The organism is Streptococcus sp. HMSC070B10 (assembly GCF_001808665.1).
Taxonomy (GTDB): Bacteria; Bacillota; Bacilli; order Lactobacillales; family Streptococcaceae; genus Streptococcus.
In genome coordinates this window covers 80,324-103,583 of the sequence record NZ_KV794148.1, presented here as the reverse complement: position 1 = coordinate 103,583, position 23,260 = coordinate 80,324, and the positions used below count along the sequence as shown (strand labels likewise).

Here is a 23,260-nt window from a genome sequence, read left to right as displayed (position 1 = left end):
AGTTTGCTCTTTGATTTTCATTGAGTATAAATAAATACTTCAAAGCCTGCAAAAATCTGAAACTTCTAAGGACAATTTGATATAATAGTAAAAAGAACTCGATTGAAGGAGGAAATGATGTCGGTTTTAGTAAAAGAAGTGATTGAAAAGCTTAGACTAGACATTGTCTATGGCGAACCAGAATTACTTGAAAAGGAAATTAATACCGCGGACATTACGCGACCTGGTCTTGAAATGACAGGCTATTTTGACTATTATACGCCTGAGCGAATCCAGCTCTTGGGAATGAAGGAGTGGTCCTATCTCGTTTCGATGTCCTCTCACAACCGTTACCAAGTCTTGAAAAAAATGTTTCTACCTGAGACACCTGCGGTCATTGTTGCTCGTGGTTTGGTGGTTCCTGAGGAGATGCTAAAGGCAGCTAGAGAATGTAAGATTGCTATTTTAACTAGCCGTACGGCGACCAGTCGATTGTCTGGAGAGTTATCTAGTTATCTGGATTCTCGTTTGGCAGAACGGACCAGTGTGCACGGTGTCTTGATGGATATCTATGGAATGGGTGTCTTGATTCAAGGTGATAGTGGCATCGGTAAGAGTGAGACAGGTCTGGAGCTTGTCAAACGTGGTCACCGCTTGGTAGCTGATGACCGTGTTGATATCTTTGCCAAGGATGAGATTACTCTTTGGGGTGAACCAGCTGAAATCTTGAGACACCTGATTGAAATTCGTGGAGTTGGGATTATCGATGTCATGAGCCTCTACGGTGCGAGTGCGGTCAAGGATTCTTCACAAGTCCAGCTGGCTGTTTACTTGGAAAACTATGATACGCATAAGACCTTTGATCGTCTAGGAAATAATGCAGAGGAACTTGAAATTTCTGGCGTATCTATTCCTCGTATTCGTATTCCAGTTAAAACAGGTCGTAATATCTCTGTCGTGATTGAGGCTGCTGCCATGAATTATCGTGCCAAGGAAATGGGCTTTGATGCGACGCGTTTGTTCGAAGAACGCTTGACCAATCTCATTGCTCAAAACGAGGTGCCTAATGCTTGATCCAATTGCTATTCATCTAGGCCCTATAGCTATTCGATGGTATGCCTTGTGTATAGTGACAGGCTTGATTCTTGCGGTTTATTTGACCATGAAAGAAGCACCTAGAAAGAAGATCATACCAGACGATATTTTAGATTTCATCTTGATAGCCTTTCCCTTGGCTATTTTAGGAGCTCGTCTCTACTATGTTATTTTCCGTTTTGATTACTATAGTCAGAACTTGGGAGAAATTTTTGCCATTTGGAATGGTGGTTTGGCCATTTACGGTGGTTTGATAACTGGTGCCCTTGTGCTCTACATCTTTGCTGATCGTAAACTCATTAACACTTGGGATTTTCTAGATATTGCGGCGCCTAGCGTCATGATAGCCCAAAGTTTGGGTCGCTGGGGCAATTTCTTTAACCAAGAAGCTTATGGTGCAGCAGTGGATAATCTGGATTATCTACCTGGCTTTATCCGTGACCAGATGTATATTGAGGGGAGCTACCGTCAACCGACCTTCCTTTATGAGTCTCTATGGAATCTACTTGGATTTACTTTAATTTTGATATTCAGAAGAAAATGGAAGAGTCTCAGACGAGGTCATATCACTGCCTTTTACTTGATTTGGTATGGTTTCGGTCGTATGGTCATTGAAGGCATGCGGACAGATAGTCTCATGTTCTTTGGCCTTCGAGTGTCTCAATGGCTTTCAGTTGTTCTTATCGGACTGGGTATTTTTATCATTCTATATCAAAATCGAAAGAAGGCCCCTTACTATATTACAGAGGAGGAAAATTAAATGTTAGAAGTTGCATATATTCTTGTAGCCCTTGCTTTGATTGTCTTTTTAGTCTATCTAATCATTACTGTACAAAAGCTTGGACGTGTTATAGATGAAACAGAGAAGACGATTAAAACCTTAACTTCAGATGTGGATGTGACCTTGCATCATACCAATGAATTGCTGGCCAAGGTCAATGTCTTGGCAGATGATATTAACGTCAAGATGGCAACGATTGATCCACTCTTTAGTGCAGTTGCAGATTTATCTCTATCTGTTTCAGATCTTAATGACCATGCGCGTGTATTGAGTAAGAAAGCTTCATCAGCTGGTTCAAAGACACTCAAGACTGGTGCAAGTTTGTCAGCTCTTCGTGTAGCAAGTAAATTTTTCAAAAAATAAAAAAGGAGAATTCTTATGGGTAAACTATCCTCAATCCTTTTAGGAACCGTTTCAGGTGCAGCTCTCGCCTTGTTTTTAACAAGCGACAAGGGCAAACAAGTTTGCAGTCAGGCTCAAGATTTTCTAGATGATTTGAGAGAAGATCCTGAGTATGCCAAGGAGCAGGTCTGTGGAAAACTGACAGAAGTCAAGGAGCAGGCTACAGATTTTGTTCTTAAAACCAAAGAACAGGTTGAGTCAGGTGAAATCACTGTGGACAGTGTCCTTGCTCAAGCCAAATCATGTGCTCGTCAAGCGACCGAAGCATCAAAAGAACGATTCAATAATCTCAAGGAGCAATGGCAAGAAAAGGCCGAAACTCTTAATGAATCAGAAGAGATCGTTATTGACATAACAGAAGAATAAACCATCACCATCTCTGGACGGACTATGTATCTGGGGATGGTGATTTTTTTCTCCTAGCCAGTCTTTGTGGTATAATAATTACTATGCAGAAGAAACCAACGTCAGCCTATGTGCACATCCCGTTTTGTACCCAGATTTGTTATTATTGTGACTTTTCAAAAGTTTTTATCAAGAATCAGCCGGTAGATAGTTATTTGGAACATCTGTTAGAAGAGTTTCAATCTTATGATATTCAAAAGTTGCGAACCCTCTATATCGGTGGTGGGACACCAACAGCCCTGTCAGCTTCTCAACTGGAGGTGTTATTGAAGGGCTTGACTAAAAACTTGGACTTGTCTGTCTTAGAAGAGTTGACCATTGAAGCCAATCCAGGCGACTTGGATGCAGATAAGATAGCTGTTTTGAAAAACTCGGCTGTCAATCGTGTTTCGCTAGGTGTGCAGACCTTTGATGATAAGATGCTGAAAAAGATTGGGCGCAGTCATTTGGAGAAGGATATTTATGAAAATATCGACCGCCTGAAACTGGCTGGTTTTGACAATATCTCTATAGACTTGATTTATGCACTGCCAGGTCAGACCATGGAGCAGGTCAAGGAAAATGTGGCTAAGGCCATTGGGCTGGATATTCCCCATATGAGTTTGTATAGCTTGATTTTGGAAAATCATACGGTCTTTATGAACCGTATGCGACGAGGGAAATTGCCTCTGCCTAAGGAGGAACTGGAAGCTGAGATGTTTGAGTACATCATTGCAGAGCTGGAGCGAGCTGGTTTTGAGCATTATGAGATTTCCAATTTCTCAAAGCCTGGTTTTGAAAGTCGCCACAACCTCATGTACTGGGACAATGCTGAATACTATGGCATCGGTGCTGGGGCATCTGGTTATGTCAATGGGGTGCGCTATAAGAATCATGGTCCCATTCGTCATTATCTAAATGCGGTTGAGGAAGGCAATGCGCGCATCACAGAAGAGCACCTGAGTCAAAAGGAGCAAATGGAAGAAGAAATGTTCCTGGGGCTTCGCAAGAAATCAGGAGTCTCCATGGCGCGATTTGAGGAAAAATTTGGAAGATCTTTTGATGGACTTTATGGAGAAATTGTCAAGGACTTGGTTCAACAAGGTCTCATGCAAATAGAGGGTGACCGCGTGCGCATGACAAAGAGAGGTCTCTTTTTAGGAGACACTGTAGCAGAACGATTTATTTTGGAGTAGGATGATGGGCTTAACTTATCAAATGAAAATGAAAATTCCTTTTGATATGGCTGATATGAACGGTCATATCAAGCTTCCAGATGTGATTTTGCTATCCCTGCAAGTTTCAGGGATGCAGTCGATTGAGTTAGGAGTTAGTGATAAGGCCATTTTGGAAGACTATAATCTGGTCTGGATTATCACAGAATACGATATTGAGGTGGTTCGTTTGCCTCGCTTTGCGGAAGAAATTACCATCGAAACGGAAGCTTTGAGCTACAATCGACTTTTTTGCTACCGTCGCTTTACTATTTATGATGAAGAGGGATGGGAACTCATCCACATGATGGCGACCTTTGTTCTCATGGATCGAGATAGTCGAAAAGTCCATGCTGTCGAACCTGAGATTGTGGCTCCTTACCAGTCTGATTTTGATAAAAAGATCATCCGTGGACCAAAGTATGAGTCCTTGAACGAGCCAATTAGCAAGGATTACCATGTTCGTTTTTACGATTTGGATATGAATGGTCATGTCAATAACAGTAAATACTTGGACTGGATTTTTGAAGTGATGGGAGCAGATTTTTTGACCCAGTATATTCCCAAGAAAATCAACCTCAAGTATGTAAAGGAAGTTCGACCAGGTGGGGTGATTACATCGGCTGTTGAACGGTCTGGACTGGAAAGCAAACATGAGATTACAAGCGACGGTGCTACCAATGCCCAAGCTATCATCACTTGGCAAGAAATGAAGAAGGATTAGGAAGAAATAGATGAAATATAAAGGCTATTTAATTGATTTAGACGGAACCATTTATAAGGGGAAAGACAGAATTCCAGCAGGAGAGGCTTTTGTCCACGAATTGCAAAAGCGAGACATCCCCTATCTCTTTGTGACTAACAATACAACCCGCACTCCAGAGAGTGTTCAGGAGATGTTGGCTCAGAATTTTAATATTGATACGCCTCTATCGACTGTCTACACAGCGACTTTGGCGACTATCGACTATATGAACGACTTGGGGCTTGAAAAGACAGTATATGTCATCGGAGAATCAGGGCTCAAGGAAGCCATCAAGGCGGCTGGATATGTGGAAGACAAGGAAAATCCTGCCTATGTGGTAGTAGGGCTGGACTGGCAAGTCGACTATGAAAAATTTGCGACAGCAACTCTAGCTATTCAAAAGGGTGCCCACTTTATCGGAACCAACCCTGACCTCAACATCCCGACAGAACGAGGGCTTTTGCCAGGTGCTGGTTCACTGATTACGCTACTTGAAGTAGCAACACGAGTGAAGCCTGTTTATATTGGAAAACCAAATGCTATCATTATGGACAAGGCGGTTGAGCACTTAGGTTTGGAACGTGAAGAGTTGATTATGGTTGGAGATAACTATTTGACTGATATTCGAGCTGGGATTGATAATGGCATTCCAACGCTCTTGGTGACGACAGGTTTTACCAAGGCAGAAGAAGTAGCAGACCTACCAATCGCACCGACTCATGTGGTTTCTAGTCTTGCGGAGTGGAACTTTGATGAAAACTAAACTGACCTTTTGGAGCTCTATGCTTTTTCTCCTCTCCCTCTCAATCCTTTTGACCATTTATTTGGCTTGGATTTTTTATCCGCTGGATATTCAGTGGTTGAACTTAACGGATAGGGTCTATTTAAAACCAGAAACTATTCAGTACAACTTTCATATCTTGATGAATTACCTGACCAATCCTTTTAGTCAGGTCTTAGAGATGCCAGATTTTCGTTCGTCAGCAGCTGGTCTGCACCACTTTGCGGTGGTCAAGGACCTCTTTCACCTAGTTCAATTAGTTGCCCTTGTGACACTACCAAGCTTCTATTTCTTTGTCAATAAGATTGTTAAAAAGGGATTTTTATCTTTATTTAGTAAGGGACTTCTGACTCTAGTGGTCTTGCCTTTGCTGATTGGGCTTGGGGGAGTGTTGATTGGTTTTGACCAATTCTTTACTCTTTTCCATCAAATTCTCTTTGTGGGAGATGATACCTGGCTTTTTGACCCAGCCAAGGATCCAGTTATTTTAATTTTACCAGAGACCTTCTTCCTTCACGCCTTCCTCCTCTTTTTTGCCCTCTATGAAAGCTTCTTTGGTTTTCTATACCTGAAAAGTCGTAGGAAATAATACTAAAGATGTTCTTATTTTGAGTAAATAAGTTAGGTATATGATTCGAAACTATTGTCAAGAGTGAATTAACTAAATCTACCTTACCTCAATCGTTCGCAAACAGTCTATTTTTCTTGAAAAAATAGGCTTTTTTTCTAAAAATCTCTAGTCAAGCGCTTTATTTTTTTGTATAATAGAAGTAGCAAAGTATAGATAAGAAGAGAAAAGCATGATTACACTATTTCTATCACCGAGCTGTACTTCATGTCGTAAGGCGAAGGCCTGGTTAGAAAAACATAAGGTGCCCTTTGAGGAGCACAATATTATGACCAGTCCTTTAACGAGAAAAGAATTGCAACACATTCTTTCCTTGACCGAAAATGGTACTGATGACATCATTTCAACTCGTTCAAAAATTTTTCAAAAATTAGATATTGATGTAGAAAGTATTTCGGTATCAGAATTGCTTCATTTGATTGAGCAGTACCCTAGTCTTTTGCGTCGTCCCATTATTATTGATGCCAAACGCATGCAAATTGGTTTTAATGAAGATGAGATTCGTGCTTTTCTCCCTCGTAGTTACCGTAAGCAAGAACTAAAAGAAGCAAGAATGAGAGCTGGTATTAGTTAATGAACAAACAGTATAGTTACCCACTAGATTTGTCGTGGAGCACTGAAGAACTTGCTTCAGTGCTTTCTTTTTTTAATGATGTTGAAGCTGCCTATGAAGGCAAGGTAGAGGCTAAAAAGTTACTGGACTCCTATAAGGGATTCAAAGCGGTCGTGCCAAGCAAGAGCGAAGAAAAACGTTTGGGACGAGAATTTGAAACAGTTAGTGGCTATTCGCTTTATCGAGCAGTTCAGACTGCCAAGGAAAAAGGGGAAGGGAAGATTTCTCTTGGAAAGTAAATTTGAATTTGCTAAAGAGCTTGTCAATAAGGCGGGTCAGTACATTCTTGACCATATGCAGGAAGACTTGTGTGTTGAAACCAAGTCCTCTCCAACAGATTTGGTGACCAGACTGGACAAGGAAGTTCAGGAACTCTTGGTTAGTGAGATTTTGTCTCGTTATCCTGAGGATAAGATTTGTGCTGAAGAAGGGTGTCTGCGAGCCTCGGTTAAAGAGGGTAAGGTTTGGGTCATTGATCCCATCGATGGGACCAATAATTTTGTGGCCCAGCAGGAAGATTTTGCTGTCATGATGGCTTATTTTGAAAATGGTCAGGGACAGTTTGGTCTGATTTATGATGTGGTCAAAGGGGATTGTTACCACGGTGGTGGGGAATTTCCAGTTTGTCTAAATGATAGGCCCCTAGCTCCCTTTAAAGCAAAACCACTTGGAGATTTCCTTATTGCAGGGAATAGTGGTATGCTGGAAACCAATGAATGGGGTCTGGCTGATTTGGGTCGAGCGGTTCTTGGTGTTCGTGTCTATGGCAGTGCGGCCATTAGTTTTGCCAAGATATTGTCAGGGCATTTATTGACCTATGTCACCTATCTGCAACCATGGGATTATGCTGCGGCTAGTATTTTAGGGGAAAGTCTGGGCTATCGGGTGGTGACCCTTTCTGGTGAAGCTCTTGATTTTCAAACCAGACAGCCAGTCATGATGGTGCCTCTTGAGATGCAGGAGGAAATTCAGTCCTATATTTACGAAAGGAAAAGAACTTAAATGCAATTTCCAGAAGGATTTGTTGAAAAATATGAAGGGATACTAGGAGATGAGGCAAGAGATTTTCTTGCCTCTTTTGAGGAGGAAGCGGTTTCGGCTTTTCGGGTCAATCCTTTAAAAGAAGCTCAAGCTTCATTTTCTGATCCTATTCCTCAAACCCCTTGGGGACATTATGGGAAGGTTTCAGGAAAATCGCCTGAGCATGCTACTGGTTTAGTTTATTCGCAAGAACCCGCTGCTCAAATGGTAGCTCAGGTAGCCCAACCCAGTCCTGGAATGAAGGTCTTGGATCTGGCTGCTGCGCCTGGTGGTAAATCAACTCAACTGGCAGCCTATCTAGCAGGAGAGGGTCTCCTTGTTTCCAACGAAATCTCAAGCAAAAGAGCTAAGATTTTGGTTGAAAACATGGAGCGCTTTGGAGCGACAAATGTCGTAGTGACCAATGAATCTGCTGACCGCTTGGCCAAGGTCTTTGAAGGTTATTTTGACCTCATTGTCCTTGATGCCCCTTGCTCTGGTGAAGGAATGTTCCGTAAGCAACCAGACGCTATGGATTATTGGAGTCTCGATTATCCGATCCAATGTGCTAGCTTACAAAGAGAAATTCTGGCAGATGCGGTGACCATGTTAGCTGAAGGTGGTCGTCTGGTTTATTCGACTTGTACCTGGGCACCTGAGGAAAATGAAGAAATAGTCAATTGGCTACTGGAAGAGTATGATTTTGACTTGTTGCCAGTTGAACATATCAATGGAATGGTAGCTGGGATTGACCTGCCAGAAACAGCTCGGATGTACCCTCATCATTTTAAGGGAGAGGGCCAGTTTGTAGCCCATCTACAGTTTAAGGGTGAAAATCCAGCCCCTAAATTTAAGGCAAGTAAGAGCAATCTCAGCCGTGAGCAAGTTGACTTGTGGCAGGAATTTGTCCAAAATCACTTGAAGGTTAATTTACCGGGTATCTTGCAGACTTTTGGAGATCAGCTTTATTTATTGCCAGAACTCTTGCCAGATCTAGGGAAGCTCAAGATTGCTCGCAATGGTCTGCATCTGGGTACCTTTAAGAAGAAACGCTTTGAGCCCAGTTTCGCTCTTGGCTTAGCCTTGAAACCGAGTCAGGTCAAGCAGTCGGTTGAAATTGACCAAGAAGCGTTTGTAAAGTATGCGGCTGGAGAAACCGTTCAGCTGGCGGAAAGTCTGCCAAATGGTTGGTATCAGGTTTTGGTTCAAGGCAATGGGTTGGGCTTTGCAAAGGTGACTGGAAATGTTTTGAAAAATTATTTTCCAAAAGGCCTCAGATTCAAGTGAAAATGCTAGTCAAAGTAGCTTGTCTATGTTATAGTGGAAGTATGGATTTTTTTCAAATTGTCTTTCATTTTAAGTCAAAATTGGTGGAGAAGATAACTGAGCAAATTTCTAGTAAAACCAAGCAAAGAACTTCAGTTGGCTCCTAATTTTCAAAAGAAAAACATAAATAAATAGTTGAAAAAATTCACAGCATTCACCATTATTTTCAAGGAGAAAAACAGTGAAAAAAAGGAAAAAACTCGCTCTATCCCTTGCAGCTCTTTTGCTGGCAGGTTCTTTGGTGGGATGTGCTAGCTGGATTGATCGTGGAGAATCCATGACAGCTGTTGGTTCAACGGCTCTTCAGCCCTTGGTTGAAGCAGCAGCAGATGAATTTGGCTCTCTGCACGTTGGAAAAACAGTCAACGTCCAAGGTGGAGGATCTGGTACAGGTCTGTCTCAGGTTCAGTCTGGAGCTGTTGATGTAGGAAATTCAGACGTATTTGCCGAGGAAAAAGACGGTATCAACGCATCCGCTCTAGTGGACCATAAGGTAGCTGTAGCGGGCTTGGCAGTCATTGTAAATAAGGAAGTTGACGTTGAAAATCTGACAACTGAACAACTCCGTAGCATCTTCACAGGTCAAGTGACCAACTGGAAAGAAGTCGGTGGGAAAGACCTAGCCATTTCCATTATCAACCGCGCGGCAAGTTCTGGTTCACGTGCAACTTTTGATAGTGTTATCATGGATGGTCAATCTGCCGTGCAGAGTCAAGAACAGGATTCAAATGGGATGGTCAAAAACATTGTTTCCCAGACACCAGGAGCCATTTCTTACCTAGCCTTTGCCTATGTGGATGACTCAGTTAAACGTATGAAGTTGAATGGCTATGAGCCGATTGCAGAAAATGTTACAAGTAATAACTGGCCTTTGTGGTCTTATGAACACATGTACACCCTAGGTCAACCAAATGAATTGGTGGCAGAGTTTCTCAACTTTGTCCTCTCCGATGAAGCGCAAAGCGGAATCGTTAAGGGAATGGGCTATATTTCTGTTAAGGAAATGAAGGTTGAAAAAGATGCTGTAGGAACGGTGACAGCACTAGAAGGGGGGCAATAATGAATCAAGAAGAATTAGCTAAAAAATTACTTTCTCCCTCAAAGAACTCTCGTCTAGAGAAATTAGGAAAAGGCTTGACCTTTGCCTGTCTGTCTTTGATTGTCATCATTGTGGCCATGATTTTGATTTTCGTAGCCCAAAAAGGTTTGTCGACCTTCTTTGTAAATGGGGTTAATATCTTTGATTTCCTCTTTGGCCAAACTTGGAATCCTTCAGGTAAACAATTTGGTGCCCTTCCTATGATTTTGGGTTCCTTTATTGTCACAATCCTATCAGCCCTTATCGCAACTCCTTTTGCCATTGGTGCGGCAGTCTTTATGACGGAGGTCTCACCAAAAGGTGCTAGAATCTTGCAACCAGCCATTGAATTGCTGGTCGGGATTCCTTCAGTCGTATATGGATTTATCGGTTTGCAGGTTGTAGTTCCCTTTGTCCGCAGTGTATTTGGTGGAACTGGTTTTGGAATCTTGTCAGGGATTTTCGTTCTCTTTGTCATGATTTTACCGACGGTAACCTTTATGACAACCGATAGTTTGCGTGCGGTGCCTCGTCACTACCGCGAAGCTAGTTTGGCTATGGGGGCCACTCGTTGGCAAACCATTTGGCGTGTGACCTTGAAGGCGGCGCGTTCAGGGATTTTTACAGCAGTGGTCTTTGGGATGGCGCGTGCCTTTGGTGAGGCCTTGGCTATTCAGATGGTGGTCGGAAACTCAGCCGTTGTCCCAACTTCATTGACAACACCTGCTGCGACCTTGACTTCTGTTTTGACTATGGGTATCGGAAATACTGTTATGGGAACCGTTGACAATAACGTACTCTGGTCACTGGCCTTAGTCTTGCTCTTGATGAGTTTGGCCTTCAACAGTGTGATTAAATTGATTACGAAAGAAAGAGGAAAGAAAAACTATGCACGCTAAGAAATTAGATAAAATTGCAACAGCTGTCCTCTACTCGATTGCAGGAATTATTGTTGCCATCTTGGCATCCTTGATTCTTTATATCTTGGTTCGTGGTTTGCCCCACATCTCTTGGTCTTTCTTGACTGGCAAATCATCTTCTTACCAAGCAGGCGGAGGGATTGGAATTCAGCTCTATAATTCCTTCTTCCTTCTGGTTATTACCTTGATGATTTCTGTGCCCTTGTCTATGGGAGCTGGGATTTTCCTAGCTGAATATGCTAAAAAAGGTCCTGTGACCAATTTTGTCAGAACCTGTATTGAAATCTTGTCTTCACTCCCATCTGTGGTTGTAGGTCTCTTTGGTTACTTGATCTTTGTAGTTCAGTTTGAGTATGGATTTTCAATCATTTCAGGTGCCTTGGCCTTGACAGTCTTTAACTTACCTCAGATGACTCGTAATGTTGAAGACAGCTTGAAACACGTTCACCATACGCAACGTGAGGCTGGTCTGGCCCTTGGGATTTCTCGTTGGGAGACAGTTGTCCATGTGGTCATTCCAGAAGCTCTTCCAGGTATTGTGACTGGGGTCGTCTTAGCTTCTGGTCGTATCTTTGGTGAGGCTGCGGCTCTTATCTATACAGCAGGACAATCCGCTCCAGCCCTTGACTGGTCTAACTGGAATATTCTCAGTGTAACTAGCCCAATCTCTATCTTCCGTCAAGCAGAAACCTTGGCTGTCCACATCTGGAAAGTCAATAGTGAAGGAACCATTCCAGATGGAACCATCGTATCAGCAGGTTCTGCGGCCGTGCTACTCATCTTTATTCTCATCTTTAACTTTGGAGCTCGTAAACTCGGAAGTTACCTACATAAGAAATTAACCGCTGCCTAAAGGAGAAGCCATGTCAAAATATAATTGGGATGAAAAGCATATCATCACCTTTCCTGAAGAGAAAGTGGCCCTCTCTACTAAGGATTTACATGTTTACTACGGTAAAAATGAATCCATCAAGGGCATCGATATGCAATTTGAAAAAAATAAAATTACTGCCTTAATTGGCCCTTCTGGTTCAGGGAAATCAACCTACCTCCGCAGTCTCAACCGTATGAATGATACCATTGATATTGCCAAGGTAACAGGTCAAATCCTCTACCAAGGGATTGATGTTAACCGTCCAGAAATTAATGTTTATGAGATGCGTAAGCACATTGGAATGGTCTTCCAACGCCCAAATCCCTTTGCCAAGTCTATCTACCGCAACATCACTTTTGCCCATGAACGTGCAGGAGTTAAGAACAAACAAGTCTTGGATGAAATTGTAGAAACCTCTCTTCGCCAGGCTGCTCTTTGGGACCAGGTCAAAGACGATTTGCACAAGTCGGCCTTGACCCTATCAGGTGGTCAGCAGCAACGTCTCTGTATCGCTCGTGCTATCTCTGTTAAACCAGATATCCTTTTGATGGATGAACCGGCATCAGCCTTGGATCCGATTGCGACAGCCCAGCTGGAAGAAACCATGTTGGAATTGAAGAAGGACTTTACCATCATCATCGTGACCCACAGTATGCAGCAGGCTGCGCGTGCTAGTGACTACACAGGATTTTTCTACTTGGGTGACTTGATCGAGTACGATAAGACCTCTAATATTTTCCAAAATGCCAAACTACAGTCAACCAATGACTACGTAACAGGACACTTTGGATAGAAAGGAAACAGTATGACAGAAGCGATTTTACAGGTGTCAGAGCTGTCCGTTTACTACAATCAAAAAAAGGCTTTGAATAGTGTTTCCCTATCTTTCCAACCTAAGGAAATTACAGCCTTGATTGGTCCATCTGGATCAGGGAAGTCAACTCTTCTCAAGGCTATCAACCGTATGGGGGATCTCAATCCAGAGGTAACCACAACTGGTTCGGTGGTTTACAACGGTCACAACATCTACAGTCCGCGTACAGATACAGTTGAATTGCGGAAGGAAATCGGTATGGTTTTCCAACAACCAAACCCTTTCCCTATGTCTATCTACGAAAATGTTGTTTACGGGCTTCGTATCAATGGAGTTAAGGATAAGCAGGTTCTGGATGAAGCGGTAGAAAAAGCCTTGCAACGAGCCTCTATCTGGGATGAGGTCAAGGATCGCCTGCATGATTCAGCTATCGGGCTTTCAGGCGGACAACAGCAACGTGTCTGTGTTGCCCGTGTCTTGGCAACCAGTCCTAAAATCATTCTCTTGGATGAACCGACTTCAGCCTTGGACCCTATCTCGGCTGGTAAGATTGAGGAAACCTTGTATGGTCTAAAAGATAAATACACCATGCTCTTGGTTACGCGTTCCATGCAACAAGCCTCTCGTATCTCTGACAAGACAGGATTTTTCCTAGATGGAGATCTGATCGAGTTTAACGATACCAAGAAGATGTTCCTCAACCCACAACACAAGGAAACAGAAGATTATATTTCAGGAAAATTTGGATAAGGAGATAAATGATGTTACGTTCTCAATTTGAAGAAGATTTAGAGAAATTGCACAACCAGTTCTATGCTATGGGACAAGAAGTGCTATCCCAAATCAATAGGACAGTGCGTGCCTTTGTTACGCATGACCGTGATTTGGCCAAAGAAGTCATCGAAGACGATGCAGAAGTGAACGAATACGAAGTGAAATTGGAGAAGAAATCATTTGAAATGATTGCCCTACAACAACCGGTTTCTCAAGACTTGCGTACTGTTTTGACAGTCTTGAAGGCTGTATCTGACTTGGAACGTATGGGTGACCATGCCGTTTCCATTGCAAGAGCGGCAATTCGTATGAAAGGGGAGCAACGCATTCCAGCTGTTGAAGAAGAAATCAAGAGAATGGGTCGCGATGTCAAGAACTTCGTCGAAGCAGCCCTTGAACTCTACCTGAATGGTTCAGTTGATCAGGCCTATGAAGTAGCAGCTATGGACGAAAAAATCAATCATTATTTTGATAGCATTCGTGACTTGGCTACAGAAGAAATCAAGAAAAATCCTGATGCCATTGTTACAGGTCGTGATTACTTCCAAGTGATTGCCTTCTTGGAACGTATTGGAGACTATGCTAAGAATATCTGTGAATGGGTTGTTTACTTTGAAACAGGTAAGATTGTCGAACTATAAAATAGATTCATTCTGTATAAAAAGGAGCTTGAAATCAATTAATAGCTCCTTTTATTGAATGAAAAAAATATTTTTAAGATAAAAATTCAAAAAACACTTGACAAGTATCTTGGATAGCGTTATAATTATACAAAATTAACAGAGAGGTTGTTTATTTATGAAATCAAAAAAATGGATATTTGTTTTATGTAGTTTTCTTGCAAGTTTCTTCTTAGTAGCTTGCCAGTCGGGTTCTAATGGTTCTCAGTCAGCTGTTGAGGCCATTAAGCAAAAGGGGAAATTAGTTGTGGCGACCAGTCCTGACTATGCACCTTTTGAATTTCAGTCTTTAGTTGACGGAAAAAATCAGGTAGTCGGTGCGGATATTGATATGGCCCAAGCTATCGCTGATGAACTTGGGGTGAAGTTGGAAATTTCAAGCATGAGTTTTGACAATGTCTTGACCAGTCTTCAAACTGGTAAGGCTGACCTAGCAGTTGCGGGAATTAGCGCTACTGACGAGAGAAAAGAAGTCTTTGATTTTTCAATTCCTTACTATGAAAACAAGATTAGTTTCTTGGTTCGTAAGGCTGATGTAGAAAAATACAAGGATTTAACTAGCCTTGAAAGTGCTAATATTGCAGCCCAAAAAGGGACTGTTCCAGAATCAATGGTCAAGGAACAATTGCCAAAAGCGCAGTTAACTTCCCTAACCAATATGGGTGAAGCTGTTAATGAATTACAGGCTGGAAAAGTAGATGCTGTTCACATGGATGAGCCTGTTGCTCTTAGCTATGCTGCTAAAAATGCCGACTTAGCTGTCGCAACTGTCAGCTTGAAGATGAAGGACGGCGAAGCCAATGCCGTTGCCCTTAGAAAAAATAGTGCTGATTTGAAAGAAGTGGTGGACAAGGTTATCCAAAAACTCAAGGATGACGGCACCTACCAAAAATATCTTGAAAAAGCGGCAACCTTAACAGAAGTTGAACAATAAGAAAAAAGCAGAGTTGGAAGTCATTCCAATTCTGCTTTTAAATAGTTTAAAACCTTTTCCAGATTGTCTAAGGACACCTTGGCAAATTGATAAGGGCAGGCATCCAAGTAAGCCTCTTCAAAGAAATCCAAGCCCAGTTGGCTGTGTTTGAGACTAGCGATTTTAGAATACTGTCTCAGGTCTAGTAATAAACCATCGTGTAGGGGAAAATGAGGAAGGGGACAAGGAGTGTTAGCTAGTCTTTCCTCGATTTGTTTTTGGTAAGCTTCCTGATTGGATAAGCGAGCTAGCCGATTTTTCTCAAATAATTGACTGTCAATATAGAGTGACAGGGCCTTTTGCATAATGAGGTTGCTATCGTAGTCTAGGATATTTTTGTAGACCACAAATGCTTCCTTGATAGTATTTGGAAGGATGAGTGCTGTTATCCGCAGGGCTGGAAAGAGGCTGGTTGAGAAGGACTTGATATAAATGACGCGCTCCTCTGTATCTAGATAGTGGAAGGTCTGGCCTTTTTTAGAGTCCAAATCCCCCAGATAGTCGTCCTCTACGATATAGACTCCATACTTGGCAGCTAAGTCAAGAATAGCCCGTTTGTCCTGCTCTGAATAGGAATGCCCCAGAGGATAGTGAAAACGAGGAATGGTATAGAAAAATTTAATTTTTCCTGTTTTGAAGTGGCCTTCCAGCTCCTCCAAGTCAATCCCATCAATGCCTCGTTCAATCGTTTGATAGTCCAGACCTTGAGCAATCAAGAGGCGATTCATCCGATGGTAGGTCGGCTGTTCCACCAAGATTTCCTTGGCTTGGCTAGGAAAGGAAATTTGAGAAAGGATAAACAAGGCTTGCTGGGTTCCAGAAGTCAATATCAACTGGTCTGCCTTGCAGTAGAGAGCTTGGTCAAAGAGGAGTTTATGAATGGATTGTCTTAAGTCTTCTAATCCTTCTTGGTTGTCATAGTAGTTGAAGAGGTAGTTTTCCCGACCAATCAAGGTTTCATTGATACAGAGTCGGAAATCGTCATAGGCACTGGCATGTTCGTCAGTGACTTCGATTTCTAGATCCTGGTGTTGCCCTTGTTCTAGGACATAGTAACCACTCTGGGGCTTGGCATAGAGGTATTGTTCGTGCCGTAATTCCAGCAGGGCTCGTTGAATGGTATCCTTGCTACAGTGGAAGTCAAGGCTCAGTTGACGGATAGAAGGCAGGCGGCTTCCCGTCGAAAATCGTCCAGACTCGATACCATTTTTTAGAAAGGAAACGACCTCTTGGTACTTGCTTTGTTTCTTCATTCCAAACCTCCCTTGATTTTGTTACATTGTACCTTTTTTTTTCCTTCTTGGCAATGTCTAGGGTGTTTCTCTCGTTCACATCTAGGGGCAAATGTGGTATACTTAGGAGTAACATTTATAGAATAATACTCTTCGAAAATCAAATTCAAACCACGTCAGCTTCGCCTTGTCGTAGATATATGTAACTGACTTTGTCAGTTTCATCCACAACCTCAAAGCAGTGCTTTGAGCAACCTGCGGCTAGCTTCCTAGTTTGCTCTTTGATTTTCATTGAGTATAACAGACAAGAAAGAGAATGGATAAGAACGTGCAGGAACCAGTGAAATTATTTCAATACAATACCCTTGGAGCCTTGATGGCCGGCCTTTATGGTGGTACCATGACAGTGGGAGAATTGCTAGAGCATGGTGATCTTGGTTTGGGAACCTTGGATTCCATTGATGGGGAATTGATTGTCTTGGATGGCAAGGCTTATCAAGCCAAAGGCTCAGGAGATCAGCCAGAAATTGTGGAAGTATCACCAGATGCCCTTATTCCTTATGCAGCAGTAGTACCGCATCAGGCAGAGGTCATTTTCCGCCAACGCTTTGAGATGACGGACAAGGAATTGGAAGAACGAATTGAGTCTTATTATGACGGGGAAAATCTTTTCCGCTCTATCAAGATTCGGGGGGAATTTTCGCATATGCATGTGCGCATGATTCCTAAGTCGACACCAGATACCAAGTTTGCTGATGTCGCAACCCATCAACCTGAATATAGTCGTGAAAATGTGGCGGGAACCATCGTTGGTTTCTGGACTCCAGAGATTTTCCATGGGGTCAGTGTGGCAGGCTACCATCTGCACTTCATTTCAGATGATTTGACCTTCGGTGGTCATGTCATGGACTTTGTCATCAAGGAAGGGATTATCGAAGTGGGAGCTGTTGACCAGTTGGATCAACGTTTTCCAGTCCAAGACCGTCAATACTTGTTTGCTAAGTTCAATGTTGACGAGATGAAAAAAGATATTGAAAAGGCGGAATAGGAGAAGAAAATGACCATTCATATCATTATTACCATGTTGCTGTTACTAGCTTTCTTGATAGGAAGCATTTGGTATGCAAAAAAGAAGTACCAGATTAATCTAGCTGTCTTGGGCTTGGGGGCTGTTGCTTTCTTTGTCTCTTCACAGATTTTGGAAAAACTGGTGCATATCTTGGTTTTACATCCTCAAAAAGACGGTAGTATTGCCCTCATGCAAGACCATCCGCTTGTCTATATCATCTATGGCCTAGCTATGGCAGCATTTTTTGAGGAAACAGCTCGTCTTGTTTTCTTCAAATGGTTGGAGAAAAAGAGAAGTTTGGAAAAGGCAGATGCCTTGGCTTATGGATTGGGGCATGGTGGTTTGGAGTTGATTTTCCTAGGTCTTACTAGTTTGATTAATCTCTACATCGTTCTCTCAGCAGTTCAAACTCAGAATCCACAGGTCATGCAATTGCTGTCTGAAAATATGTTGAAAACTATTCAGTCGCTATCAGTCTGGCAGATTTATTTGCTTGGTTTTGAGCGAATCTTGGCCCTAGGTTTCCAATTACTCTTGACTGTTTGGGTTTACCAAGCTGTTCGCCAGAAGAAATGGATTTATCTCCTAGCGGCCTATGGACTACATGCCTTCTTTGATCTGGCACCATCTCTTGCCCAAGTTGGCTGGTTGACCAATCCAGTCTTGGTTGAAGTTGTCCTAGCACTTGAGCTTGTTCTGGTTGCCTATGGAACAAAGGCTATCTTTTGCAAAAAATCATAAAAAGAGGGGAAACCTCTTTTTTTGTTTAAAATAAGCCCAAGATTTTTTTAGGGTCGTCAAATGGTCTTAAAAATGGTATAATGGAATGAATTTTGTAAAAGGAAGAGTGTCATGTCAGTAAAAGAAAAAATACTTGAAATTTTAGAAGGGATTGATATCCGTTTCAAGGAACCCTTGCATAGCTATAGTTATACAAAAGTAGGTGGAGAGGCTGATTATCTGGTCTTTCCACGAAATCGTTTTGAGTTGGCGCGCGTTGTTAAATTTGCCAATCAAGAAAATATTCCTTGGATGGTTCTTGGAAATGCCAGCAACATCATCGTTCGTGATGGTGGGATTCGTGGATTTGTCATCTTGTGTGACAAGCTCAATAATGTTTCCGTTGATGGCTATACCATTGAAGCTGAAGCTGGTGCTAACCTGATTGAAACAACTCGCATTGCCCTTCGTCATAGTTTGACTGGCTTTGAGTTTGCTTGTGGTATTCCTGGAAGTGTCGGTGGTGCTGTCTTTATGAATGCGGGTGCCTATGGTGGCGAGATTTCCCATATCTTACAGTCTTGTAAGGTCTTGACCAAGGATGGAGAAATCGAGACCCTGTCTGCCCAGGACTTGGCTTTCGGGTATCGCCATTCAGCCATTCAGGAGTCTGGTGCAGTTGTCTTGTCAGCTAAATTTTCCCTTGCTCCAGGAAACCATCAGGTTATCAAGCAAGAAATGGATCGCTTGACGCATCTACGTGAACTCAAGCAACCTTTAGAATATCCATCTTGTGGTTCGGTCTTTAAGCGTCCAGTAGGGCATTTTGCAGGTCAATTAATTTCAGAAGCTGGCTTGAAAGGCTATCGTATTGGTGGAGTAGAAGTCTCAGAAAAACACGCAGGTTTTATGATTAATGTTGCTGACGGAACGGCTAAAGACTACGAGGACTTGATTGAGTCTGTGATTGAAAAAGTCAAGGAACACTCAGGTGTCACCCTTGAGAGGGAAGTCCGTATTTTAGGTGAAAGCAAGTAGGAAGTTTTAGTTAAAAAGCTGCTGCTATGTCATGGAAAGGGGGTGAAAGCCTATCGTCAGTGCAGAAGAATGTAGGCAGTTCAATCTCCTACACGAGGTAGTAGTGGCCTGACAGAGCCCTGATCTGTTAATATATGAAAAAGAAGGAATAAATGACAATTGAAAAAACCAATTATTGAATTCAAAAACGTCTCTAAAGTTTTTGAAGACAGCAACACCAAGGTTCTCAAAGATATCAACTTTGAGTTGGAAGAAGGGAAGTTCTATACTCTTCTAGGCGCGTCTGGTTCAGGGAAATCAACTATCCTTAACATCATTGCAGGTTTACTGGATGCGACGACAGGAGATATTTTGCTGGATGGTGTCCGTATCAATGACATCCCAACCAACAAGCGTGACGTCCATACGGTTTTCCAATCCTATGCCTTGTTTCCACATATGAATGTGTTTGAAAATGTTGCTTTTCCGCTCCGCTTGCGCAAGATTGACAAGAAAGAAATCGAGCAACGTGTTACTGAAGTTCTCAAGATGGTTCAGTTGGAAGGTTACGAAAAACGTTCCATTCGTAAACTCTCTGGAGGACAACGTCAGCGTGTGGCTATTGCCCGTGCCATCATCAACCAACCCCGTGTGGTCTTGCTAGACGAGCCTTTATCAGCGCTGGACTTGAAATTGAGAACAGACATGCAGTATGAACTGCGTGAACTGCAACAACGATTGGGCATTACCTTTGTCTTTGTCACTCACGATCAGGAAGAAGCACTTGCCATGAGTGACTGGATTTTCGTTATGAATGATGGCGAGATTGTCCAGTCTGGAACACCAGTAGATATCTACGATGAGCCGATTAACCACTTTGTTGCGACCTTTATCGGTGAGTCAAATATCTTGCCAGGTACCATGATTGAGGACTACTTGGTTGAGTTTAACGGCAAACGCTTTGAAGCGGTCGATGGGGGGATGAAGCCAAATGAGCCAGTCGAAGTCGTGATTCGTCCAGAAGACTTGCGCATTACCCTTCCTGAAGAAGGCAAGCTCCAAGTTAAGGTCGATACCCAGCTCTTCCGTGGGGTTCACTATGAAATTATCGCCTATGACGAACTTGGAAATGAATGGATGATCCACTCGACTCGTAAGGCCATCGTGGGTGAGGAAATCGGTCTGGACTTTGAACCAGAAGACATCCACATCATGCGCCTCAATGAAACAGAAGAAGAGTTCGATGCTCGTATCGAAGAATACGTGGAAATCGAAGAGCAAGAAGCAGGTCTGATCAATGCAATCGAGGAGGAAAGAGATGAAGAAAACAAGCTCTAAACTCTTTGTAGTGCCCTACATGCTCTGGATTGTCCTCTTTGTTCTCGCACCCTTGGTCTTGATTTTCGGACAATCTTTTTTCAACATTGAAGGCCAGTTTAGTTTAGAAAACTATAAATCTTACTTTGCGTCACAAAACTTGACCTATCTCAAAATGAGCTTCAACTCTGTGCTCTATGCAGGAATTGTGACCTTTGTAACCCTGCTTATCAGCTATCCGACAGCCCTCTTTTTGACCCGTCTCAAGCACCGTCAACTCTGGCTCATGCTGATTATCTTGCCAACCTGGATCAATCTGCTCCTCAAGGCCTATGCCTTTATTGGGATTTTTGGTCAGAATGGCTCTATTAACCAATTCTTGGAATTTATCGGAATCGGTTCGCAGCAGTTGCTCTTTACCGATTTCTCCTTTATCTTTGTCGCAAGCTACATCGAGCTTCCATTTATGATTTTGCCGATTTTCAATGTCTTGGATGATATGGATAACAATCTTATCAATGCCAGTTATGACCTAGGTGCGACCAAGTGGGAGACCTTCCGCCATGTCATCTTCCCTCTATCGATGAATGGAGTGAGAAGTGGCGTTCAATCAGTCTTTATCCCAAGTTTGAGTCTCTTCATGCTGACCCGTTTGATTGGTGGGAACCGCGTTATCACCTTGGGGACAGCCATTGAGCAAAATTTCCTAACCAATGACAACTACGGTATGGGTTCAACCATCGGTGTGATTCTCATTCTGACCATGTTCATCACCATGTGGGTGACCAAGGAAAGGAGAGAACGATGAAAAAATTTGCCAACCTTTATCTGGGACTGGTCTTTCTTGTCCTCTACCTGCCGATTTTTTACTTGATTGGCTATGCCTTTAACGCAGGCAACGATATGAATAGCTTTACAGGCTTTAGCCTGAGCCATTTTAAAACCATGTTTGGTGATGGTCGTCTTATGTTGATTGTGACCCAGACCTTTTTCTTGGCCTTTCTGTCAGCCTTGATAGCGACTATTATCGGGACTTTCGGTGCCATTTACATCTACCAGTCTCGTAAGAAATACCAAGAAGCCTTTCTATCACTCAATAATATCCTCATGGTTGCGCCTGACGTTATGATTGGTGCCAGCTTCTTGATTCTCTTTACCCAACTCAAGTTTTCACTTGGCTTTTTGACCGTTCTATCTAGTCACGTGGCCTTCTCCATTCCTATCGTGGTCTTGATGGTCTTACCTCGTCTCAAGGAAATGAACGGCGATATGATTCATGCGGCCTATGACCTTGGTGCCAGTCAATTTCAGATGTTCAAGGAAATTATGCTTCCTTATCTGACTCCGTCTATCATTGCAGGTTATTTCATGGCCTTCACCTATTCGCTAGATGACTTTGCTGTGACCTTCTTTGTAACGGGAAATGGCTTTTCAACCCTATCAGTCGAGATTTACTCTCGTGCTCGCAAGGGGATTTCGCTAGAAATCAATGCCCTGTCTGCCCTTGTCTTTCTCTTTAGTATTATCCTAGTTGTTGGCTATTACTTTATCTCACGTGAGAAGGAGGAGCAAGCATGAAAAAACTCTATTCATTTTTAGCAGGAATTGCTGCGATTATCCTAGTCTTGTGGGGAATTGCGACTCATTTAGATAGTAAAATCAATAGCCGAGATAGTCAAAAACTGGTCATCTACAACTGGGGTGACTATATCGATCCAGAACTATTGGAGCAATTCACAGAAGAAACAGGCATCCAAGTCCAGTATGAGACCTTTGATTCCAACGAAGCCATGTATACCAAGATCAAGCAGGGTGGAACGACCTACGATATTGCCATCCCTAGTGAATACATGATCAACAAGATGAAGGACGAAGACCTCTTGGTACCACTTGATTATTCAAAACTTGAAGGTCTTGAAAATATCGGACCAGAGTTCCTCAACCAGTCTTTTGATCCGGGCAATAAATTCTCTATCCCTTATTTCTGGGGAACCTTGGGAATTGTCTACAATGAAACTATGGTAGATGAAGCGCCTGAGCATTGGGACGACCTTTGGAAACCAGAGTATAAGAACTCTATCATGCTTTTTGATGGGGCGCGTGAGGTGCTGGGACTGGGGCTTAACTCGCTGGGCTACAGCCTCAACTCCAAGGATACCCAGCAGTTAGAAGAGACAGTTGATAAGCTCTACAAATTGACTCCAAATATCAAGGCCATCGTTGCCGACGAGATGAAGGGCTATATGATTCAGAACAATGCTGCTATCGGAGTGACCTTCTCTGGCGAAGCCAGCCAAATGCTAGAAAAAAATGAAAATCTACGCTATGTGGTTCCGACCGAAGCTAGCAACCTTTGGTTTGACAATATGGTCATTCCCAAAACAGTCAAAAACCAAGATGCAGCCTATGCTTTTATCAACTTTATGTTGAAACCTGAAAATGCCCTCAAAAATGCAGAGTATGTCGGCTATTCAACACCAAACCTACCAGCTAAGGAATTACTCCCAGAGGAGAAAAAAGAAGACAAGGCCTTCTATCCAGATGCTGAAACCATGAAACACCTAGAAGTTTATGAGAAATTTGACCATAAATGGACAGGAAAATATAGCGACCTCTTCCTACAGTTTAAAATGTATCGGAAGTAGGAGTTAGCAGTCATGAAACGAATCAGTCAAGCTGGTTCGTTTTTTTGAAAAAATAGAAATCATGGTATAATAGTTTTAGGCTGAGAGTTATTAGAATTGTTTATAGCATCTCTGAAAATTTAATTCTAAAGGAGTTCAAAATGAGCCAGACTACGCAAATGCATATATATATATATATA

General features: G+C 42.5%; 27 protein-coding genes. 26 read left to right on the top strand and 1 reads right to left on the bottom strand.

Going from position 1 to position 23,260, the window contains the following annotated elements; translation table 11 throughout:
• Positions 1-117: 117 nt before the first annotated feature.
• The 19 genes from hprK (at position 118) to HMPREF2613_RS01210 (ending at position 15,042) form a co-directional block, all read left to right on the top strand.
• Positions 118-1,053, top strand: coding sequence for an HPr(Ser) kinase/phosphatase (gene hprK, locus HMPREF2613_RS01300; RefSeq protein ID WP_000115157.1), 936 nt, complete (start codon positions 118-120; stop codon positions 1,051-1,053).
• Positions 1,046-1,834: a prolipoprotein diacylglyceryl transferase gene (lgt, locus tag HMPREF2613_RS01295; RefSeq protein WP_070478416.1), complete on the top strand. Its 789-nt coding sequence runs from the start codon at positions 1,046-1,048 to the stop codon at positions 1,832-1,834. The genes hprK and lgt overlap by 8 nt, the downstream gene beginning before the upstream one ends.
• Entirely contained in the window at positions 1,835-2,218 is a 384-nt protein-coding gene (locus HMPREF2613_RS01290) for a DUF948 domain-containing protein (protein ID WP_070478414.1), read from the top strand.
• 15 nt (positions 2,219-2,233) lie between these two features.
• Positions 2,234-2,623, top strand: a complete 390-nt coding sequence (locus HMPREF2613_RS01285) for a YtxH domain-containing protein (protein ID WP_070478412.1) — start codon at positions 2,234-2,236, stop codon at positions 2,621-2,623.
• A gap of 83 nt (positions 2,624-2,706) precedes the next feature.
• The gene (hemW, locus tag HMPREF2613_RS01280; RefSeq protein WP_070478410.1) at positions 2,707-3,837 is read left to right on the top strand and encodes a radical SAM family heme chaperone HemW; all 1,131 of its coding nucleotides are present in this window, start codon (positions 2,707-2,709) and stop codon (positions 3,835-3,837) included.
• A 4-nt stretch (positions 3,838-3,841) separates the two neighbouring features.
• Entirely contained in the window at positions 3,842-4,579 is a 738-nt protein-coding gene (locus tag HMPREF2613_RS01275) for an acyl-[acyl-carrier-protein] thioesterase (protein ID WP_070478453.1), read from the top strand.
• A gap of 10 nt (positions 4,580-4,589) precedes the next feature.
• Positions 4,590-5,363 (top strand): TIGR01457 family HAD-type hydrolase, encoded by a 774-nt coding sequence (locus tag HMPREF2613_RS01270; RefSeq protein WP_000875447.1) that lies wholly within the window; start codon positions 4,590-4,592, stop codon positions 5,361-5,363.
• Entirely contained in the window at positions 5,353-5,970 is a 618-nt protein-coding gene (locus HMPREF2613_RS01265) for a TIGR01906 family membrane protein (protein ID WP_033684906.1), read from the top strand. Before HMPREF2613_RS01270 ends, HMPREF2613_RS01265 begins: the two co-directional genes overlap by 11 nt.
• A gap of 211 nt (positions 5,971-6,181) precedes the next feature.
• The gene (locus tag HMPREF2613_RS01260) at positions 6,182-6,583 is read left to right on the top strand and encodes a Spx/MgsR family RNA polymerase-binding regulatory protein (protein ID WP_000631254.1); all 402 of its coding nucleotides are present in this window, start codon (positions 6,182-6,184) and stop codon (positions 6,581-6,583) included.
• Entirely contained in the window at positions 6,583-6,861 is a 279-nt protein-coding gene (locus HMPREF2613_RS01255; RefSeq protein WP_001041977.1) for a UPF0223 family protein, read from the top strand. The genes HMPREF2613_RS01260 and HMPREF2613_RS01255 overlap by 1 nt, the downstream gene beginning before the upstream one ends.
• On the top strand, positions 6,851-7,624 hold the full coding sequence (locus HMPREF2613_RS01250) for an inositol monophosphatase family protein (RefSeq protein ID WP_070478407.1): 774 nt from the start codon (positions 6,851-6,853) through the stop codon (positions 7,622-7,624). The genes HMPREF2613_RS01255 and HMPREF2613_RS01250 overlap by 11 nt, the downstream gene beginning before the upstream one ends.
• The gene (locus HMPREF2613_RS01245) at positions 7,625-8,929 is read left to right on the top strand and encodes an RsmF rRNA methyltransferase first C-terminal domain-containing protein (protein WP_070478405.1); all 1,305 of its coding nucleotides are present in this window, start codon (positions 7,625-7,627) and stop codon (positions 8,927-8,929) included.
• 220 nt (positions 8,930-9,149) lie between these two features.
• Complete coding sequence (locus HMPREF2613_RS01240) at positions 9,150-10,028, top strand: phosphate ABC transporter substrate-binding protein PstS family protein (RefSeq protein WP_070478403.1); 879 nt, start codon at positions 9,150-9,152, stop codon at positions 10,026-10,028.
• The gene (gene pstC, locus HMPREF2613_RS01235) at positions 10,028-10,945 is read left to right on the top strand and encodes a phosphate ABC transporter permease subunit PstC (RefSeq protein ID WP_001070903.1); all 918 of its coding nucleotides are present in this window, start codon (positions 10,028-10,030) and stop codon (positions 10,943-10,945) included. Before HMPREF2613_RS01240 ends, pstC begins: the two co-directional genes overlap by 1 nt.
• A complete protein-coding gene (gene pstA / locus HMPREF2613_RS01230; RefSeq protein ID WP_070478401.1) occupies positions 10,935-11,819 on the top strand; it encodes a phosphate ABC transporter permease PstA in 885 nt (294 codons plus the stop codon). Before pstC ends, pstA begins: the two co-directional genes overlap by 11 nt.
• 10 nt (positions 11,820-11,829) lie before the next feature.
• Positions 11,830-12,633 carry a phosphate ABC transporter ATP-binding protein PstB gene (gene pstB, locus HMPREF2613_RS01225; protein ID WP_064276499.1) on the top strand — a complete coding sequence of 268 codons (804 nt, stop codon included), beginning with the start codon at positions 11,830-11,832 and terminating at the stop codon, positions 12,631-12,633.
• A 12-nt stretch (positions 12,634-12,645) separates the two neighbouring features.
• Positions 12,646-13,404, top strand: coding sequence for a phosphate ABC transporter ATP-binding protein PstB (gene pstB / locus HMPREF2613_RS01220; RefSeq protein WP_020901520.1), 759 nt, complete (start codon positions 12,646-12,648; stop codon positions 13,402-13,404).
• 11 nt (positions 13,405-13,415) lie between these two features.
• Entirely contained in the window at positions 13,416-14,069 is a 654-nt protein-coding gene (gene phoU, locus HMPREF2613_RS01215; protein WP_000946460.1) for a phosphate signaling complex protein PhoU, read from the top strand.
• A 157-nt stretch (positions 14,070-14,226) separates the two neighbouring features.
• Positions 14,227-15,042: an ABC transporter substrate-binding protein gene (locus tag HMPREF2613_RS01210; protein ID WP_000837373.1), complete on the top strand. Its 816-nt coding sequence runs from the start codon at positions 14,227-14,229 to the stop codon at positions 15,040-15,042.
• Between the two features lie 20 nt (positions 15,043-15,062).
• Here HMPREF2613_RS01210 and HMPREF2613_RS01205 read toward each other — a convergent pair whose 3' ends face one another.
• Complete coding sequence (locus tag HMPREF2613_RS01205; RefSeq protein ID WP_070478399.1) at positions 15,063-16,334, bottom strand: aminotransferase-like domain-containing protein; 1,272 nt, start codon at positions 16,332-16,334, stop codon at positions 15,063-15,065.
• A gap of 295 nt (positions 16,335-16,629) precedes the next feature.
• Here HMPREF2613_RS01205 and budA point away from each other — a divergent pair, with 295 nt between their 5' ends.
• The 7 genes from budA to HMPREF2613_RS01170 all read left to right on the top strand — a co-directional run bounded on the left by budA (position 16,630) and on the right by HMPREF2613_RS01170 (position 23,081).
• Entirely contained in the window at positions 16,630-17,361 is a 732-nt protein-coding gene (gene budA, locus HMPREF2613_RS01200; protein WP_020903182.1) for an acetolactate decarboxylase, read from the top strand.
• A gap of 9 nt (positions 17,362-17,370) precedes the next feature.
• On the top strand, positions 17,371-18,123 hold the full coding sequence (locus tag HMPREF2613_RS01195; RefSeq protein ID WP_020903183.1) for a YhfC family intramembrane metalloprotease: 753 nt from the start codon (positions 17,371-17,373) through the stop codon (positions 18,121-18,123).
• Positions 18,124-18,234: 111 nt separating this feature from the next.
• On the top strand, positions 18,235-19,140 hold the full coding sequence (murB, locus tag HMPREF2613_RS01190) for a UDP-N-acetylmuramate dehydrogenase (protein ID WP_020903184.1): 906 nt from the start codon (positions 18,235-18,237) through the stop codon (positions 19,138-19,140).
• A 159-nt stretch (positions 19,141-19,299) separates the two neighbouring features.
• Positions 19,300-20,457, top strand: coding sequence for an ABC transporter ATP-binding protein (locus tag HMPREF2613_RS01185; RefSeq protein ID WP_020903185.1), 1,158 nt, complete (start codon positions 19,300-19,302; stop codon positions 20,455-20,457).
• Positions 20,438-21,244: an ABC transporter permease gene (locus HMPREF2613_RS01180; RefSeq protein ID WP_000753806.1), complete on the top strand. Its 807-nt coding sequence runs from the start codon at positions 20,438-20,440 to the stop codon at positions 21,242-21,244. The genes HMPREF2613_RS01185 and HMPREF2613_RS01180 overlap by 20 nt, the downstream gene beginning before the upstream one ends.
• Positions 21,241-22,014: an ABC transporter permease gene (locus tag HMPREF2613_RS01175; protein ID WP_000712740.1), complete on the top strand. Its 774-nt coding sequence runs from the start codon at positions 21,241-21,243 to the stop codon at positions 22,012-22,014. The genes HMPREF2613_RS01180 and HMPREF2613_RS01175 overlap by 4 nt, the downstream gene beginning before the upstream one ends.
• On the top strand, positions 22,011-23,081 hold the full coding sequence (locus HMPREF2613_RS01170; RefSeq protein WP_020901515.1) for an ABC transporter substrate-binding protein: 1,071 nt from the start codon (positions 22,011-22,013) through the stop codon (positions 23,079-23,081). The genes HMPREF2613_RS01175 and HMPREF2613_RS01170 overlap by 4 nt, the downstream gene beginning before the upstream one ends.
• Positions 23,082-23,260 lie beyond the last annotated feature (179 nt).

Coding starts and splice junctions, on each gene's coding strand:
- hprK (WP_000115157.1), top strand. CDS start 118: ATGTCGGTTTTAGTAAAAGAAGTGATTGAAAAGCTTAGACTAGACATT.
- lgt (WP_070478416.1), top strand. CDS start 1,046: ATGCTTGATCCAATTGCTATTCATCTAGGCCCTATAGCTATTCGATGG.
- HMPREF2613_RS01290 (WP_070478414.1), top strand. CDS start 1,835: ATGTTAGAAGTTGCATATATTCTTGTAGCCCTTGCTTTGATTGTCTTT.
- HMPREF2613_RS01285 (WP_070478412.1), top strand. CDS start 2,234: ATGGGTAAACTATCCTCAATCCTTTTAGGAACCGTTTCAGGTGCAGCT.
- hemW (WP_070478410.1), top strand. CDS start 2,707: ATGCAGAAGAAACCAACGTCAGCCTATGTGCACATCCCGTTTTGTACC.
- HMPREF2613_RS01275 (WP_070478453.1), top strand. CDS start 3,842: ATGGGCTTAACTTATCAAATGAAAATGAAAATTCCTTTTGATATGGCT.
- HMPREF2613_RS01270 (WP_000875447.1), top strand. CDS start 4,590: ATGAAATATAAAGGCTATTTAATTGATTTAGACGGAACCATTTATAAG.
- HMPREF2613_RS01265 (WP_033684906.1), top strand. CDS start 5,353: ATGAAAACTAAACTGACCTTTTGGAGCTCTATGCTTTTTCTCCTCTCC.
- HMPREF2613_RS01260 (WP_000631254.1), top strand. CDS start 6,182: ATGATTACACTATTTCTATCACCGAGCTGTACTTCATGTCGTAAGGCG.
- HMPREF2613_RS01255 (WP_001041977.1), top strand. CDS start 6,583: ATGAACAAACAGTATAGTTACCCACTAGATTTGTCGTGGAGCACTGAA.
- HMPREF2613_RS01245 (WP_070478405.1), top strand. CDS start 7,625: ATGCAATTTCCAGAAGGATTTGTTGAAAAATATGAAGGGATACTAGGA.
- pstC (WP_001070903.1), top strand. CDS start 10,028: ATGAATCAAGAAGAATTAGCTAAAAAATTACTTTCTCCCTCAAAGAAC.
- pstA (WP_070478401.1), top strand. CDS start 10,935: ATGCACGCTAAGAAATTAGATAAAATTGCAACAGCTGTCCTCTACTCG.
- pstB (WP_064276499.1), top strand. CDS start 11,830: ATGTCAAAATATAATTGGGATGAAAAGCATATCATCACCTTTCCTGAA.
- pstB (WP_020901520.1), top strand. CDS start 12,646: ATGACAGAAGCGATTTTACAGGTGTCAGAGCTGTCCGTTTACTACAAT.
- phoU (WP_000946460.1), top strand. CDS start 13,416: ATGTTACGTTCTCAATTTGAAGAAGATTTAGAGAAATTGCACAACCAG.
- HMPREF2613_RS01210 (WP_000837373.1), top strand. CDS start 14,227: ATGAAATCAAAAAAATGGATATTTGTTTTATGTAGTTTTCTTGCAAGT.
- HMPREF2613_RS01205 (WP_070478399.1), bottom strand. CDS start 16,334: ATGAAGAAACAAAGCAAGTACCAAGAGGTCGTTTCCTTTCTAAAAAAT.
- budA (WP_020903182.1), top strand. CDS start 16,630: ATGGATAAGAACGTGCAGGAACCAGTGAAATTATTTCAATACAATACC.
- HMPREF2613_RS01195 (WP_020903183.1), top strand. CDS start 17,371: ATGACCATTCATATCATTATTACCATGTTGCTGTTACTAGCTTTCTTG.
- murB (WP_020903184.1), top strand. CDS start 18,235: ATGTCAGTAAAAGAAAAAATACTTGAAATTTTAGAAGGGATTGATATC.
- HMPREF2613_RS01180 (WP_000753806.1), top strand. CDS start 20,438: ATGAAGAAAACAAGCTCTAAACTCTTTGTAGTGCCCTACATGCTCTGG.
- HMPREF2613_RS01175 (WP_000712740.1), top strand. CDS start 21,241: ATGAAAAAATTTGCCAACCTTTATCTGGGACTGGTCTTTCTTGTCCTC.
- HMPREF2613_RS01170 (WP_020901515.1), top strand. CDS start 22,011: ATGAAAAAACTCTATTCATTTTTAGCAGGAATTGCTGCGATTATCCTA.